12 protein-coding genes (1 of these 12 only partly in view) are annotated in these 16,641 nt (G+C 63.7%); 10 read left to right on the top strand and 2 right to left on the bottom strand.

Annotated features, from left to right (window positions below):
- Positions 1 to 76 precede the first annotated feature (76 nt).
- On the top strand, positions 77 to 1,006 hold the full coding sequence (locus M727_RS0114810) for a DMT family transporter (protein ID WP_027153342.1): 930 nt from the start codon (positions 77 to 79) through the stop codon (positions 1,004 to 1,006).
- A 19-nt stretch (positions 1,007 to 1,025) separates the two neighbouring features.
- Here M727_RS0114810 and ubiG read toward each other — a convergent pair whose 3' ends face one another.
- Positions 1,026 to 1,775, bottom strand: a complete 750-nt coding sequence (gene ubiG / locus M727_RS0114805; protein ID WP_027153341.1) for a bifunctional 2-polyprenyl-6-hydroxyphenol methylase/3-demethylubiquinol 3-O-methyltransferase UbiG — start codon at positions 1,773 to 1,775, stop codon at positions 1,026 to 1,028.
- 294 nt (positions 1,776 to 2,069) lie between these two features.
- Here ubiG and M727_RS0114800 point away from each other — a divergent pair, with 294 nt between their 5' ends.
- From M727_RS0114800 to M727_RS0114760, 9 genes are all read left to right on the top strand, one after another.
- Positions 2,070 to 3,323, top strand: coding sequence for an aspartate kinase (locus M727_RS0114800; RefSeq protein ID WP_023797301.1), 1,254 nt, complete (start codon positions 2,070 to 2,072; stop codon positions 3,321 to 3,323).
- A 181-nt stretch (positions 3,324 to 3,504) separates the two neighbouring features.
- On the top strand, positions 3,505 to 5,775 hold the full coding sequence (ptsP, locus tag M727_RS0114795) for a phosphoenolpyruvate--protein phosphotransferase (RefSeq protein WP_027153340.1): 2,271 nt from the start codon (positions 3,505 to 3,507) through the stop codon (positions 5,773 to 5,775).
- Positions 5,776 to 5,914: 139 nt separating this feature from the next.
- Positions 5,915 to 6,994, top strand: a complete 1,080-nt coding sequence (gene prfA / locus M727_RS0114790; RefSeq protein WP_027153339.1) for a peptide chain release factor 1 — start codon at positions 5,915 to 5,917, stop codon at positions 6,992 to 6,994.
- Complete coding sequence (gene prmC, locus M727_RS0114785; protein WP_027153338.1) at positions 6,987 to 7,865, top strand: peptide chain release factor N(5)-glutamine methyltransferase; 879 nt, start codon at positions 6,987 to 6,989, stop codon at positions 7,863 to 7,865. Before prfA ends, prmC begins: the two co-directional genes overlap by 8 nt.
- Before the next feature lie 301 nt (positions 7,866 to 8,166).
- Positions 8,167 to 9,114, top strand: a complete 948-nt coding sequence (locus M727_RS0114780; protein ID WP_027153337.1) for a DUF4167 domain-containing protein — start codon at positions 8,167 to 8,169, stop codon at positions 9,112 to 9,114.
- Positions 9,115 to 9,338: 224 nt separating this feature from the next.
- Positions 9,339 to 11,945: an ATP-dependent chaperone ClpB gene (clpB, locus tag M727_RS0114775; RefSeq protein WP_027153336.1), complete on the top strand. Its 2,607-nt coding sequence runs from the start codon at positions 9,339 to 9,341 to the stop codon at positions 11,943 to 11,945.
- Positions 11,946 to 11,989: 44 nt separating this feature from the next.
- On the top strand, positions 11,990 to 12,355 hold the full coding sequence (locus tag M727_RS0114770; protein ID WP_027153335.1) for an MmcQ/YjbR family DNA-binding protein: 366 nt from the start codon (positions 11,990 to 11,992) through the stop codon (positions 12,353 to 12,355).
- Positions 12,356 to 12,608: 253 nt separating this feature from the next.
- Positions 12,609 to 14,087, top strand: a complete 1,479-nt coding sequence (locus M727_RS0114765; protein WP_027153334.1) for a L,D-transpeptidase family protein — start codon at positions 12,609 to 12,611, stop codon at positions 14,085 to 14,087.
- A 136-nt stretch (positions 14,088 to 14,223) separates the two neighbouring features.
- Positions 14,224 to 15,774 carry an MFS transporter gene (locus M727_RS0114760; RefSeq protein ID WP_027153333.1) on the top strand — a complete coding sequence of 517 codons (1,551 nt, stop codon included), beginning with the start codon at positions 14,224 to 14,226 and terminating at the stop codon, positions 15,772 to 15,774.
- A gap of 20 nt (positions 15,775 to 15,794) precedes the next feature.
- Here M727_RS0114760 and M727_RS0114755 read toward each other — a convergent pair whose 3' ends face one another.
- Positions 15,795 to 16,641, bottom strand: partial view of a M23 family metallopeptidase gene (locus tag M727_RS0114755; RefSeq protein ID WP_027153332.1) — the final stretch only. 1,115 nt of this gene lie beyond the right edge of the window; the window shows 847 of its 1,962 coding nt (coding positions 1,116-1,962); the start codon falls outside the window, past its right edge; it ends in the stop codon at positions 15,795 to 15,797.

Genomic DNA, 16,641 nt, shown 5'->3' with positions numbered 1-16,641 from the left:
GACGTTAAGAATCTTTGCATTATCTTAGCTTGAGTCACAGTGTGGGCCAAGAGCCGCAAGGACAATAAGGTTCGTTATGAAATTTCTCTGGGATTCAGCGCTCGGTCTTTTGCTCGTCACCGGCGGCCTGCTCGGCCTGACGCTGCCGTTCGGCAAGATCGCCACGGCAGCCGGCGTTTCGGCCATGGTCTGGGCCCTCGTAATCTCGCTCGGCGCCGGCGGCGTGCTTTTGTGCGTCCTGCTGCTGCGCGGGCAGCGCATCCGGCTCACCCCGCACAGGCTGCGTTATTTCTTCGTCACCGCAGCGGTGTCCTACGCCTTCCCCAATCTGTTGATGTTCTCGGCCATTCCGCATCTCGGTGCCGGCTACACCGGCATCATGTTCACGCTGTCGCCGGTGGTCACACTGGTGTTTTCGATTCTGCTCGGCGTTCGGCGCCCCAATCTGCTTGGCGTCGTCGGCATTGTCGTCGGCTTCGTTGGTGCGGTCATGGTGGCGGTGACGCGTGGCGAGGCCGGCCAGCCGGCCGAGTTTTTCTGGGTGGCGGCGGGGCTGCTCATTCCGGTCAGCCTAGCCGCCGGCAATATCTACCGCACGGTCGACTGGCCCTTAGGGACCGGACCGATCGAGCTTGCCGTCGGCAGCCATCTGGCATCGGCTGCACTGCTGGTTTGCGGCATCTTCACGCTGCAGGGCGGCGGTTCGCTCGCCCTGCTCGCCAGCGTGCCGCTGGTGGTCGTCGGGCAGGTCGCGTCAGCCGCGGCGATGTTCGCTTTCTTCTTCCGGCTGCAGTCGGTCGGCGGCCCGGTCTATCTCAGCCAGATCGGCTATGTCGCGGCGGCGGTCGGATTGTTTGCCGGGACGATGTTTCTCGGCGAGCACTATCAATTGCTGACCTGGGCCGGCGCCGCCATCATTGTCGCCGGCGTGTTCATCACCACCAAGGCGCAAAGCCAGATCCCCACAAAGGCGCAAAGTCAGACGGGTGAGAAGGTGGCGGCGTGAGAAGGCGTCGTGAGAAAGTTCAGGCGGGTGCCTTCTCCGCCAGAACCATGTAGTTGACGTCCATGTCCTTCGAACGCTGCCAGCGGTCGGCGAGCGGATTGTAGGTGACGCCGGTGCGGTCGATGATGGTCAGACCAGCGCCGGCAAGCGCCTTTTCCAGTTCGTCGGGCCGCACCAGCTTGCCGAACTGGTGGGTGCCGCGCGGCAACCAGCACAGCACATATTCGGCGCCGATAATGGCCAGGCCCAGCGCCTTCAGCGTGCGGTTGATGGTGGCGACGACCATGATGCCGCCGGGCTTGAGCATCTCGCCGCATTTGGCCACGAACAGGTCGATGTCGGCAACATGCTCGACCACTTCCATGTTGAGGATGACGTCGAATTTCTCACCGGCGTCAGCCAGGTCCTCTGCTGTCGTGGCACGGTAATCCACCGTCACGCCGACCTCCGCCGCATGCAGCCTGGCCACTTCGATGTTGGTGGCGGAGGCGTCGGCGCCGACCACTTCGGCGCCAAGCCGCGCCATCGGCTCGCACAACAGCCCGCCGCCGCAGCCGATGTCGAGGATGCGCAGGCCCTCGAACGGCCGCGCTGCGCGCGGGTCGCGGCCGAAGCGCGCCGCCACCTGGTCGCGTATATAGGCAAGCCGGATCGGATTGAACTTGTGCAGCGGGCGGAATTTGCCGTTCGGATTCCACCATTCGGCGGCAAGAGCGGAAAAACGCTCCACTTCTCCGGCATCGATAGTCGATCGTCGGGGTTCTGGCATCGTGTGGTCTCCTCGAACGCTAGGAAGTCGGTCGAGAGCCGGCGAATGTCAAGGCAGCAAATTTCGGCTGTTGCCGGCTGCGCCTCTGCGACAGGCGTTCGGGTAGGCGCGTTGCGCTCGTATGTCGCCTTCGTCGCCTAAGGGGGCAAGCAGGGGGGGCAAGCGGTGGCACGCCTTGCGAAACCCAAAGCATTTGGCTAAGGAGGCCGCGAATTCAGCGGCTGGCCCAGCCCGACGCTCCGTTTCCGTTTTTCGGCCGCCGTTTCGGCACCCAGTCAAAGGCATTTCGCTTCCATGGCGCGCATCGTGATGAAATTCGGCGGGACCTCCGTCGCCGACATCGTCCGCATCCGCAATGTGGCGCGCCATGTCAAACGCGAGGTCGATGCCGGCCATGAGGTCGCGGTGGTCGTCTCGGCGATGGCCGGCAAGACCAACGAGCTCGTGCAGTGGACGCGCGAAGCCTCGCCGATGCACGATGCCCGCGAATATGACGCCGTCGTTGCCTCCGGCGAGCAGGTGACTGCCGGCCTGCTGGCGATCGCGCTGCAGAACATGGGCGTCCATGCCCGTTCCTGGCAAGGCTGGCAGATCCCGATCAAGACCGACAATGCGCATGGCGCGGCGCGCATTCTCGACATCGACGGCGCATTCCTGATCAAGCGCTTCGGCGAGGGTCAGGTGGCGGTGGTCGCCGGCTTCCAGGGCATCGGGCCGGACAACCGCATCGCGACGCTCGGCCGCGGCGGCTCCGACACCAGTGCTGTCGCCATCGCGGCGGCGGTCAAGGCAGACCGCTGCGACATCTACACCGACGTCGACGGGGTCTACACCACCGACCCGCGCATCGAGCCGAAGGCGCGGCGGCTGGCCAAGATTTCCTTCGAGGAAATGCTTGAAATGGCCTCGCTCGGCGCCAAGGTCCTGCAGGTACGCTCGGTCGAGCTTGCCATGGTGCATAGGGTGCGTACTTTCGTGCGGTCGTCCTTCGACGATCCCGACGCGCCGGGAATGGGGGATTTGCTCAATCCGCCCGGAACGCTTATTTGCGACGAGGAAGAGATCGTGGAACAGCAGGTCGTCACCGGAATTGCCTACGCCAAGGACGAAGCGCAGATTTCGTTGCGCCGTGTCGGTGACCGGCCCGGCGTCGCCGCCGGCATTTTCGGGCCGCTGGCCGAAGCCAACATCAATGTCGACATGATCGTCCAGAACATTTCCGAGGACGGCAAGTTCACCGACATGACCTTCACCGTGCCGTCCGGCGATGTCGACAAGGCGCTTGCCGTGCTCGAGCGGCTGAAGACCACGATCGGCTATGACGTCGTGCAGTCGGAAGCCGGCATGTCGAAAGTCTCGGTCATCGGCATCGGCATGAGGAGCCATGCCGGCGTCGCCGCCACCGCCTTCAAGGCGCTGGCCGACAAATCGATCAACATCCGTGCGATCACGACATCCGAGATCAAGATTTCGATCCTGATCGACGGTCCCTACACAGAACTTGCTGTTCGCACTTTGCATTCCATCTACGGTCTGGATAAGCAGTAGCAGACTGCTCGGTCCGGAAATCGGAGGTCGATCTTCGGAAAGCACGATGCAGCAGTTCGAAGTCTTGGAGCGTCCTTTGTGGGTCCAATTGGACCGACGCCGCTCTATTTGAGTTGTTGCGTGAGCGCCGGCCGCGGGAGAAACTGCGGCGGGCATAATGTCCATTGGAGAACAAGCCGCGATGCGTGATACGGCCAGTGGCCCGCGCGTTTTGCTGAAACGGCTCCGCGAGCTCATGCAGGAGCCGCTGGAGCCGCAGGAGCGGCTCGACCGCATCGTGCGCGACATCGCCGCCAATATGGTCGCTGAAGTGTGCTCGCTCTACGTGCTGCGCGCCGATTCGGTGCTCGAACTCTATGCCACCGAGGGCCTGAATCCGAAGGCCGTCCATTTGGCGCAGCTCAGGCTGGGGGAAGGCCTCGTCGGCACGATCGCGGCCTCGGCACGGCCGCTCAATCTCTCCAACGCGCAGGAACATCCAGCCTTCGCCTACCTGCCGGAGACGGGGGAGGAGATCTACAATTCCTTCCTCGGCGTGCCGGTGCTCAGGGCGGGACGCACGCTCGGTGTGCTGGTCGTCCAGAACAAGACCATGCGCCACTATCGCGACGACGAAGTCGAGGCGCTGGAAACGACGGCGATGGTGATCGCCGAGATGATCGCCACCGGCGACCTTGCCCGGCTGACCCGGCCCGGCCTCGAACTCGATCTGCGCCGCCCGGTGAGCTTTACCGGCCTGTCCTTCAACGAGGGCGTCGGACTTGGCCATGTCGTGCTGCATGAGCCGCGCATCGTCGTCACCAATCTGTTCAACGAGGACAGCGATGAGGAGATCAAGCGGCTCGATGCGTCGCTCGGTTCGCTCCGGCTCTCCATCGACGACATGCTGGAACGCCGCGAAGTCGCCTTCGAGGGCGAGCACCGCCAGGTGCTCGAAGCCTATCGCATGTTCGCCAACGACAGCGGCTGGGTGCGCCGGTTGGAAGAGGCGGTACGCAACGGCCTGACGGCGGAAGCGGCGGTGGAAAAAGTGCAGAGCGACATGCGTGCCCGCATGCTGCACATGACCGATCCTTATCTGCGCGAGCGGATGAGCGATTTCGACGATCTCGCCAACCGGCTGCTGCGCCAGCTGATGGGGCGCGGGCCGGACGATGTCGCGGCCTCGCTGCCGAAGGACGCCATCATCGTCGCCCGCTCGATGGGGGCCGCCGAACTGCTCGATTATCCCAGAGACAAGCTGCGCGGGCTGGTGCTGGAGGACGGCGCAGCGACCAGCCACGTCGTTATCGTGGCGCGGGCCATGGGCATACCGGTTGCGGGCCAGATGAAGGGCGCCGTTTCCATGGCGGAAAACGGCGACGCCATCATTGTCGACGGCGAACAAGGCGCCATCCACCTGCGCCCCCAGCCGGACCTCGAAGCCGCCTATGCCGAAAAGGTCCGCTTCCGGGCGCGGCGGCAGGAGGTCTATCGCGAGCTGCGCAAGGAGCCGTCGATGACCAAGGACGGCGTCCAGGTCGACCTTTTGATGAATGCGGGCCTGGCCGTCGATCTGCCGCAGCTTGCCGAGGCCGGCGCCGCCGGTATCGGCCTGTTCCGCACCGAGCTGCAGTTCATGGTCGCCTCGACCTTTCCGCGGGCGGAAGCCCAGGAACGGCTCTACCGTGACGTGCTCGACGCGGCGCGCGGCAAGCCGGTGACATTCCGCACCATCGATATCGGCGGCGACAAGGTGCTGCCCTACTTCAAGGACACGATCCAGGAAGAGAACCCGGCGCTCGGCTGGCGCGCCATCCGCCTGACGCTCGACCGGCCGGGCCTGTTGCGTACCCAGATCCGAGCGCTTTTGAAGGCATGCGGCGGGCGTGAACTGAAGCTGATGCTGCCGATGGTGACGGAGCTCGGCGAGATCGCCCAGGCGCGCGAAATCATCGATCGCGAAGTGCGGCATCTGTCGCGTTTTGCCCATCATCTGCCGACCAGCCTGAAGCTCGGGGCCATGCTGGAAGTGCCTTCGCTGCTGTTCCAGCTCGATGAGCTGATGAAGGCCGTCGATTTCGTCTCGGTCGGCTCGAACGATCTGTTCCAGTTCGTCATGGCGGTCGATCGCGGCAACACGCAGCTCGCCGACCGCTTCGATGTGCTGTCGACGCCGTTCCTGCGCGCGCTGAAGCAGATTGCCGACGCCGGGGTGCGCAATCAAACCCCGGTGACCTTGTGCGGCGAGCTGGCCGGCAAGCCGATCTCGGCGATGGCGCTGATCGGCCTTGGCTACCGATCGATCTCGATGTCGCCGGCCTCGATCGGTCCGGTCAAGGCGATGCTGACGGAACTGCCGCTGGCCGAGCTGGAAGCGTTCTTCGACGACAATCTCATGGCGCCGGCCCAGGGGTTGCCGATGCGGGCGCTGCTGCAGGCCTTTGCCGACGACCGCTCCATTCCGTTGTAAATTCACGTGAGGGCGGCCTGCAAATGTCGATTTTCTGCGCTTCCGGTGCTCATGTACCTAATTGTACATTCCGCTCCGGTTCTCGAAACTCGTCATTTTCGGCTCGCCCTGACGTGAATCTTATCGAAGTTCCAGGACCATGATCAACCTGCCCCGCGACCGCATGGATCAAGTCGTCAAGCGTTTCGACATGCTCGAAGCGCAAATGTCGGCCGGGCCGGCGGCGGACGCCTATGTCAAGATGGCGTCGGAATATGCCGACATGCAGGAGATGGTGGCTAAGATCAGGGCGCTGCGCACCGCCGAGCATGAACAGGCCGACCTGCAGGCGATGCTCGCCGACAAAAGCACCGATGCCGAAATGCGGGCACTGGCCGAGGCCGATCTGCCGGAGGTCAAGGAACGCATCGAAGCGCTGCAGAAGGACATCCAGATCCTGCTTCTGCCCAAGGATGCCGCCGACGACAAGAATGCCATCCTCGAAATCCGCGCCGGCACCGGCGGCGACGAGGCGGCTCTCTTTGCCGGCGACCTGTTTCGCATGTACGAACGCTATGCCGCGGCACGCGGCTGGCGTTTCGAGACGGCGTCGGCCAGCGAGGGCGAGGTCGGCGGCTACAAGGAAATCATCGCCACGATTTCGGGCAAGGGGGTCTTTGCCCATCTGAAATTCGAGTCCGGCGTGCATCGTGTGCAGCGCGTGCCGGCGACCGAGGCCGGCGGGCGCATCCACACCTCGGCGGCGACGGTTGCCGTGCTGCCCGAAGCGGAAGAGGTCGACATCGACATCAGGGCCGAAGACATCCGCATCGATACGATGCGCGCCTCGGGTTCGGGCGGCCAGCACGTCAATACCACCGATTCGGCAGTGCGCATCACCCATCTGCCGACCGGCATCATGGTCGTACAGGCGGAGAAGTCGCAGCACCAGAACCGGGCCAAAGCCATGCAGATCCTGCGCGCCAGGCTTTACGACCTCGAGCGCAGCAAGGCTGACGAGGAACGCTCCGAATCGCGCAAATCGCAGGTCGGTTCGGGCGATCGCTCGGAGCGCATCCGCACCTATAATTTCCCGCAGGGCCGCGTCACCGACCATCGCATCAATCTGACGCTCTATAAGCTGGACCGGGTGATGATGGGCGAACTCGACGAGATCATCGACGCGCTGATCGCCGATCACCAGTCGAAGCTGCTCGCCGATATCGGCCTCGATGGCTGACAGTCTGCCCAGTAGGCTAGGGCTGCTGCTGAAAGCGGCGCGGGCACGCCTTGCTGCGGCCGCAGTCGCCGATCCGGCGCTGGATGCGAGGCTGATCGTCGAAGATTTTTCCGGTACGACCCGCACACAAGCCATCGCCGATCCCGAATGCGGTGTCGATGCCGGCGCGATTGCCGCGATCGATGCAGCCTTGAGGCGGCGGGTCGCCGGTGAGCCGGTGCATCGCATCCTCGGCCATCGCGAGTTCTATGGCTTGCGCCTGTCGTTGTCACCGGAAACGCTGGAGCCGCGACCGGACACCGAAACGCTGGTCGAAGCGGTGCTGCCCTTCGTCAAGGCGACAGCGGAACGGCAAGGCGAGTGCCGCATCCTCGATCTCGGCACCGGCACCGGCGCCATCGCGCTGGCGCTGCTCAGCGCCGTTCCGGCGGCGGTCGCCACCGGTGTCGATATTTCGCCAGGCGCGCTGGTGACCGCCATGCGCAATGCAGGGGAATTGGGGTTGGCCGACCGGTTCCAGGTGCTCGAATCCGACTGGTTCGAAAAAGTTTTTGGCCGATACCATGTAATTGCCGCCAACCCGCCCTATATAGCGTCCATAGACATCGAAAATCTGCAGGGCGAAGTCCGCGTTTTCGATCCACGCCAAGCCCTCGATGGCGGCGTGGACGGTCTGAGTCCCTATAGGATCATCGCCGCCGAGGCGGCAGGTTTTTTGGAAGCCGAGGGCAGGATTGCGGTCGAGATCGGCCACACCCAACGCAAAGAGGTCACGGGCATATTCTCCGCAGCCGGCTATATGCCGGCGGGGGTATTCCGCGACTTTGGCGGAAACGAGAGGGTTCTGATCTTTGAACTGACAAAGCCGTGATGCAGTGCAAAAAAGCGCTTGGCAATGCCGGGGAATGCGGCTAGGGTCGCCTTAACCGGATGAGACGAAGCAGGCAGTGCTCTTAGCGATTCGGTTTCCTTGGAAATAGCTGCCTTCTTGCGCAAACGACGCCCAAGCTTCGTGCGGGAATCGTCCGGCAAGTGATGTAACCGGAACAGGATGAGACGTGGCGCCAACGCAATCGATGCGGGCGAACGCCGGTGAAGAGACGAAACGGCTGGCTGCATGAGCGCCTCCGTTCGTGAAAAAGTTTTCGAAATTTCAAAATGAAGAGAGTCGAATGAGGCCACAACAGCAGAACAGGCGCATGCGCGGTCGCAACAACAATGGCGGCGGCGGCAACAACAATAACAACAACCGCAAGGGTCCAAATCCCCTGACGCGCAATTACGAGAGCAACGGTCCGGACGTGAAGATCCGCGGATCGGCTCAGCAGATTGCCGAAAAATACGCAACCCTTGCCCGTGACGCGCAAAGCTCCGGCGACCGGGTGATGGCGGAAAACTATCTCCAGCACGCCGAGCACTACAATCGCATCATCGCTGCCGCGCAGGCGCAGCTGCCGATCCAGAGCGCTCAGCAGAACCGCGACGATTTCGACGATGACGGCGACGAAGATCGCGACGAGTTCGACAATGCCGGCAACAGCAATGTCGGCGAGACTGCGGCTCCGGTGGTCAACCACGGTGCAGGCCCGCAGCCGGTCATCGACGGCACGCCGGCCGAATTGACGTTCAACCAGGAAAACGGCCGCGACAATCGTGATGCCAGTGGGCGCGATGCCGGCGGGCGAGACAACCGCCATCGCGACCGTCGCCCCAATGGCGGCTACGGCCAGAACGGCCAGCGCGGCGAATTTGGTGCGCGCGGCGAGCAGGGCGGACAGCGCGGCGATCAGAACCGGCGCAACGAGAGACCGGTTCAGAACGAAACCCCCGTGCAGGCGGAAGCTGTGTCTCCGAACGAGCCTGTTTCTGTGGCCGAACCCGCGCCGCAGTTCGAAAGCTTTTCGCCAGCGGCTCTGGCTGCCCAGGCCGAGATGAACGAAGCCGCCGCCGAAAGCGGCGCTGCCCGCCGCCCCAGGCGTCCGCGCCGTCCGCGCGTCAATGCTGATCAGGTGGCTGATCAGGTGGATGGCGGTAACGACAATGCTGGCGGCGATAACGTGAATGCTGCTCCGGCGGAAGACGCCGGTGGCGGGCCCACCATCGTCGACGTCAACAACTGATCGAGCAAGTCCCAGACATTCCTAGACGGCGGAGAGAAATCTCCGCCGTTTTTGTATGTGCGCCCCCCGGGAAATATTATGAGTCCGCCGTTATCGGGACGTCTTGAGGGTCCGTGGATTGCGCCCCATATCTCGCGTGAACAGGACCCGGCTCGAACGGGCGGGTCCGTCACCGCAATCTGATCCGGTGCCGCAAAGCGGGCCGGTGACGGAAGGAGACAGATATGAACCTTGAAAAATATTCCGAGCGCGTGCGCGGCTTCATCCAGTCGGCGCAGACCTTGGCGCTCTCGCGCAACCACCAGCAATTCACCCCCGAACATATATTGAAAGTGCTCGTCGACGACGACGAGGGCCTGGCAGCGTCGTTGATCGAGCGCGCCGGCGGCAGCGTCCGCGACGTCAAGCTGGGCGTCGAGACGGCACTTGAGGCAATGCCCAAGGTGGAAGGCGGCAACGGCCAGCTCTATCTGGCGCAACCGCTGGCCAAAGTGTTCTCGACCGCCGAGGAACTGGCAAAGAAGGCCGGCGACAGCTTCGTCACGGTCGAGCGGCTGCTGACGGCGCTGGCGGTCGAGAAATCCGCCAAGACCGCCGACATCCTGACCAAGGCCGGCGTGACGCCACAGGCGCTGAACCAGGTGATCAACGACGTCCGCAAGGGTCGCACCGCCGATTCGGCGAGCGCCGAGCAGGGCTATGATGCGCTTAAGAAGTACGCGCGCGATCTCACCGCCGACGGTCGCGCCGGCAAGCTCGACCCGGTCATCGGCCGCGACGACGAGATCCGCCGCACCATCCAGGTGCTGTCGCGCCGCACCAAGAACAATCCGGTGCTGATCGGTGAACCCGGCGTCGGCAAGACGGCGATCGCCGAAGGGCTGGCGTTGCGCATCGTCAATGGCGACGTGCCGGAATCGCTCAAGGACAAGCAGTTGATGGCGCTCGATATGGGATCGCTGATCGCCGGCGCCAAATATCGCGGCGAATTCGAGGAGCGGCTGAAGGCGGTTCTTTCGGAAGTCACCGCTGCGGCCGGCGGCATCATCCTGTTCATCGATGAGATGCACACGCTGGTCGGCGCCGGCAAGGCGGATGGCGCCATGGATGCGTCGAACCTGTTGAAACCGGCGTTGGCACGCGGCGAACTCCACTGCGTCGGCGCGACGACGCTCGACGAATACCGCAAGCATGTCGAGAAGGATGCGGCCCTTGCCCGCCGCTTCCAGCCGGTCTTCGTCAATGAGCCGACGGTGGAAGACACCGTCTCCATCCTGCGCGGCCTGAAGGAGAAATACGAGCAGCACCACAAGGTGCGCATTTCGGATTCGGCGCTGGTCGCGGCAGCGTCGCTGTCCAACCGCTACATCGCCGACCGCTTCCTGCCGGACAAGGCGATCGACCTTGTCGACGAGGCCGCGTCGCGGCTGCGGATGCAGGTCGATTCGAAGCCCGAAGCGCTGGACGAGATCGACCGCCGCATCATGCAGCTCAAGATCGAGCGTGAGGCGCTGAAGGTCGAGAAGGACGACGCGTCGAAGGACCGGCTCGCCCGGCTCGAAAAGGATCTTTCCGCCCTGGAAGAGGAATCGACCGAACTGACCTCGAAGTGGCAGGCCGAGAAGCAAAAGCTCGGGCTCGCCGCGGACCTGAAGAAACAGCTCGATGAGGCGCGCAACGAGCTCGCCATCGCCCAGCGCAAAGGTGAATTCCAGCGCGCCGGCGAGCTTGCCTATGGCAAGATTCCGGAGCTCGAAAAGAAGCTGACGCAGGCCGAGGCGCAAGACGGCAAGGTCGGCATGGTCGAAGAGGTGGTCACCCCCGATCACGTCGCCCACATCGTGTCGCGCTGGACCGGCATTCCGGTCGACAAGATGCTGCAAGGCGAGCGTGACAAGCTGCTGCGCATGGAAGACGAAATCGGCAAGCGTGTCGTCGGCCAGGGCGAGGCGGTGCAGGCCGTGTCGAAAGCCGTTCGCCGTGCCCGCGCCGGCCTGCAGGATCCGAACCGGCCGATCGGTTCGTTCATGTTCCTCGGACCGACGGGCGTCGGCAAGACCGAACTGACCAAGGCGCTTGCCAGCTTCCTGTTCGACGACGAGAGCGCCATGGTGCGCATCGACATGTCGGAGTTCATGGAGAAGCACTCGGTCGCCCGGCTGATCGGCGCGCCTCCCGGCTATGTCGGCTATGAGGAGGGCGGCGCGTTGACCGAAGCGGTGCGACGCCGGCCCTACCAGGTCGTGCTGTTCGACGAGATCGAGAAAGCGCATCCGGACGTGTTCAACGTGCTGCTGCAGGTGCTCGATGATGGCCGCCTGACCGACGGGCAGGGCCGCACGGTCGATTTCCGCAACACTCTTATCATCATGACGTCGAACCTCGGCGCCGAATATCTGGTCAATCTCGGCGAGAACCAGGACGTCGATGTCGTGCGCGACGAGGTGATGGGTGTCGTCAGGGCGTCGTTCCGGCCGGAATTCCTCAACCGCGTCGACGAGGTGATCTTGTTCCACCGGCTGCGCCGGCAGGATATGGGCCGCATCGTCGAGATCCAGCTCAAACGGCTGGAAAGCCTGCTCGCAGATCGCAAGATCACGCTTTCGCTGGATCAGGAGGCGATCGACTGGCTGGCGGCCAAGGGCTACGATCCGGCCTATGGCGCGCGGCCGTTGAAGCGGGTGATGCAGAAGGACCTTCAGGATCCGCTGGCGGAGAAAATCCTGCTCGGCGACATTCTCGACAGCTCGACCGTCAAGGTCACCGCTGGTTCAGACCGGTTGAACTTCCGGTCGAAGCCGACGGTCGTGGCGACCGAGGCGGCGGCCTGATTTTCGAGGCCGCCGCATAATCAAAAAATTAAAGGGGGGCGCAGATGACGTTGGACGACTACAACAGCTTCTGCGCCTCGCTGCCGTCGGCGACCCATGTCGTCCAGTGGGGCGGTGCTCATGTCTGGAAAGTCGGAGCCAAGGTCTTTGCGATCGGCGGTTGGAGCGATGGCAAGGAGCCGTTCGTCACCTTCAAATGCTCCGACATCGCTTATGACATCTTGAAGGAACAGCCGGGCCTTCGGCCCGCGCCCTATCTTGCCTCACGCGGCATGAAATGGATCCAGCGCCAGACAAGCCAAAGCATGGACGATGACGCGCTAAAGGACTATCTGCGCGAAAGCCACCGTCTTGTCGTGCTCAAGCTGACGAAGCAGGCGCGCAAGGAATTGGGATTCGCCGCCAGCTAGTGTTCTTGCTCCAGCCCGCCAGAAATCCGCCATCTTCATGCCCGGTTCATGTTGGAACCTTATGGTTGGCAACTGATTTGCTGGCGAAGGGGTTCGCCTGCCGCAAAGGCCCGAAAATCGAATTGGATTTTCGGAAAGCATGATGCGGAGTTTTTTAAGTGTTAGAGCGTCCCTGCGCGTCCGAAGGGACGCGCGGCGCTCTAAAGAGACAACGCCGGGCGGCGGCAATTACGGACCGGAGAATTTGGCCAGCATGTTCCGCACGATCTTCACCCTTTCGGCGTTCGCCGCCGGGCTGCTTTCTTCGAGTGTAATGGCCGCGCCGACGCAGGACATCGCGCCGCGATCTGCCCGCGCCGCGGATGCCCGAGCCGCGGATAGCCATGCTGTGCTGGTCGCCCAGAACGGCGATTTCGACGTCTACTACGACGCCAGAGGAAACCGCGTCATCGTCGATACGGAAACCGGCAAGGTGCTCGCCATCCAGCCGCCGCAGACCAGGTTCGATCGCCGCGCACTCCGCCGCGAGGGCTTGCGCAATCTCGGACCGGTCGAGGACGACCGCTATTATCTCGACGATCCGGAGGACACGGCGCGCTTGCGCCGCAGGCAATTGGAAGAGGAGGGCCTGATCGTCGTACCGCCGGTCGAGGAATATGATCCCTACGGCGATCCGGTGGACGCTTTTCCCGAAGCACCGCTGGATGGCGGCAACTATGGCAACAATTATCCGGAAGCGCCGCAGCCGGTAAAGCCGCCCACGGTCAAGCGCCAGCCGCTCAACGAGGCTGCGATCGAACCGGTCGAGCCGATGGCGCCGGGCGACCAGGCGGCACTGCCGCCAAAGATCGACGGTAAGATTGTCGTCGATCCGTCGCTTTCACTCGGTGCACGCCAGGAGGTCGCGGCGCTGCAAGTGCTGCTCGACCGCGCCGGCGCTTCGCCCGGCGTCGTCGACGGGCGCTTCGGCTCGAATGTCGACAAGGCGCTCGCTGCCTACAACGAGATCACCGGCAGCAATCTGCGGTCGACCGATGTGGTCGGCATCCAGGCGGCCCTTGAGCAGTCCGGCGGCGATGCCTTCGCCTCCTACAGCATCACGCCCGAGGATGCTGCCGGCCCCTATGTCGCATCGGTGCCGGAAGACTACGGCCAGAAGGCGCAACTCGAACGGCTGAGCTACACCTCAGTCACCGAAGCGCTGGCCGAGCGGTTCCACATGGACGAGAACTATCTGAAGGCGCTCAATCCGGAAGCCAATTTCAACCGTCCCGGCACGATCATCAAGGTCGCCAATTTCGGCAGGCTGGTGGCCACGCCGGTGGCACGCATCATCGCCGACAAGGGCAAGAAGCAGGCCCGCGCCTATGACGCGTCGGGAAAGCTGATCGCGGCCTATCCAGCCACCATTGGCTCGGCGGACACGCCTTCACCCACCGGCACGCATGCGGTGTCGCGAGTCGCTCTCGACCCGAACTACACCTACAATCCGAACATCAATTTCAAGCAGGGCGAAAACAACAAGATCCTGACCATCCCGCCGGGCCCGAATGGCCCAGTCGGCTCGGTCTGGATTGCGCTGGACAAGCCGACCTACGGCATTCACGGCACACCCGACCCCTCCAAGATCGGCAAGACCGAAAGTCATGGCTGCGTGCGGCTGACCAATTGGGACGCGCGCGAACTGGCAAAAATCGTGTCGCCGGGCGTCACGGTGGAATTCATCGACTGAGCCCTATCCCAAATCATCGCGCAGTCCTGGGTCAACCCGGGAGCAGGCTCTTTGGGCGACGTGATCCTGTTCGGTTTCAACGACAGCAACCCTCTGGCCGGTTGTTGCCGGCGCATAGGGGGTCTAAGCAGGCTTCATGCGTTCTCCAAGCGAAGTCGGCGCCGAAGCCGTCCCCCTGGTCAGGCCGCTGCCGGCCGATACGTTCTGCCCGCAATCGCGACGCAGGTTCGTGCTGATCGCGGCGATCCTGGCTTCCGCGCTCGGCTTCATCGACGGCTCGATCCTGGCCATCGCCACGCCGGCGATCCGCGTCGATCTTGGCGCCAGTTTCGCCGAGACGCAGTGGATTTCAAACGCCTATGCGCTGACGCTTTCGGCACTCATCCTTGTTGGCGGCGCCGCCGGCGACCGTTTTGGCCTGCGGCATGCTTTCGTGGCAGGCATCGCGCTGTTCATTGCCGCCTCGCTTGCCTGCGCGGTGGCGCCGGATCCACCAATGCTCATTGCGTTTCGCGCCATTCAGGGCATCGGTGCTGCCATCATGGTGCCAGGCAGCCTCGCTATTATCGCCAAGGCCTATCCGAAGAAGGAGCGCGGCAGGGCGATCGGCATTTGGGCGGCAGCATCGGCGCTGACGACGGCGCTTGGCCCGGTGCTGGGCGGCGTTGTCTTGTCGGCTTTCGGCGACGGCATGTGGCGGGTGATCTTCGCGGTCAATCTGCCGCTTGGTCTTGTCTCGATCTATCTTCTGCTCGCCAAGGTCCCGGCCGACGCACCGACCGAAAAGCGCAGCCTCGATCTCGGCGGCGCTGCACTCGTCACCTTGGCGTTCGGAGCGCTTGCCTACGGCTTGACTTCGATGAGCGCAGAGGGCGAGGAGCAAATGTCCGGCCCGAGCATTGCCGCCGGCGCGGTGCTGCTCATCGTGTTCATTGTCTTCGAGCGCCGCCAGCGCGAGCCGATGATCGATCTCTCGCTGTTTCGGGTCGGCGCCTTCGCCGGCGCCAATGTGGCGACCTTCTTCCTCTATTTCGCACTGTCGGCCAACCTGTTCTATCTGCCGATGCTGCTCATCGCCGGATGGGGGCTGCGCGCCGCCGAGGTCGGCTTCATCTTCCTGCCGCTGTCGGTCTTGATCGCGCTGTTGTCGGGGCCGGTCGGCCAATGGTCCGACCGGATCGGTCCGCGTTTTCCGATCGCCAGCGGCAGTCTCGTCGTCGCTGTCGCCTTTGCCGGGCTTGCCTCGCTGGCCTATGCCGGCATCCACAGTTTCTGGTGGGGGGTGTTTCCGCTGATGGCGCTGATGGGGCTCGGCATGGCGCTGGTGGTGTCGCCGCTGTCGACGGCGGTGATGACGGCGGTCGAGGACAAGGATACCGGTGCTGCCTCGGGAATCAACAATGCCGTCTCGCGCATTGGCGGCCTGATCGCAGTGGCGGCGATGGGGTCACTGGCGGCCTGGGTCTATGCAGCCGCGCTGAACAGCGGTGCCGCATCCGGCATTCCGGGTTTCGGCGAACCGGCGCCGGATGTCGATGCAGCAAGGCTTGCCGCCAGCGACGCAGCGTTCGCAGCAGTCGCCTTGGTGACCGCGCTGCTTTGCCTGCTCTCGGCGATCGTGGCGTGGACAACTGTTTCCGGCGAGCGACTGCCATGGCCGCGTGGATCTGAGGCTCCGCAGCGCTGAGCAGCCAGGCCCAACTCGGCTCAGCCTTCGATCTTGGCGCTCGCGACCTTCAGCGAATCATTGTCTTCCTGCTTGAGCAGATCATCGATGCGCCCGCGCTCGCGCTTGAAGGCGACGAGGTCGTCGCCCTTCAGCACCTTGCCGACCGGCAGGCGAACGCGCATCGGGTCGACCTTGGTGCCGTTGACGATCAGCTCGTAGTGGAGATGCGGACCGGTGGCGAGGCCGGTCTGGCCGAGAAAGCCGATGGTCTGGCCTTGGCGGACGCGCACGCCCGGCGCGATGCCTTTGGCAAATGCGCTCTGGTGATTGTAGGAGGTCTCGTAGCCATTGGCGTGACGGAGGATGATCTGTTTGCCATAGCCGCCGGCCCAGCCGGCCTTCTCGACGACACCATTGCCGGCGGCGATGATCGGCGTGCCGATGGCGGCTGACCAATCGACGCCGGTATGCAAGCGCACATAGCCGAGGATCGGATGCCTGCGGGCACCGAAGCCGGAGCGGAATTTTCCTGCGGGCAGGGGATTGCGCAGCAGGAATTGCTGGGCGCTGCGGCCGTCCTCGTCGAAATAGTCGGTGCTGCCGTCCTGCATCTGGAACCGGTAGAAATTGCGCGTCGTGCCGCCGAAGCTCGCCGAGACATAGAGCAGCTCGGATTCGTCGGATGCCCGGTCGTCGCCATCCGGCTGCGAGAACAGCACCTCGATGCGGTCCGACGGATTGAGCCGCGACTGGAAATCGACGCCAGACGCCAGGAGCTTGATCAGCCGCTTGGTCATCGCCTTGGACATGCCGTAGGAGTAGGCGGCGCGGTAGATGCCGTCATAGACGTTCGGCAGATTGCCGCGCACCACCACCGGCGGCGAA

Source organism: Mesorhizobium sp. WSM2561 (genome assembly GCF_000513915.1).
Lineage (GTDB): Bacteria > Pseudomonadota > Alphaproteobacteria > Rhizobiales > Rhizobiaceae > Mesorhizobium > Mesorhizobium muleiense.
The sequence above is the reverse complement of the archived record's forward strand: the minus strand, read 5'-3'. Positions and strand labels throughout refer to the sequence as shown.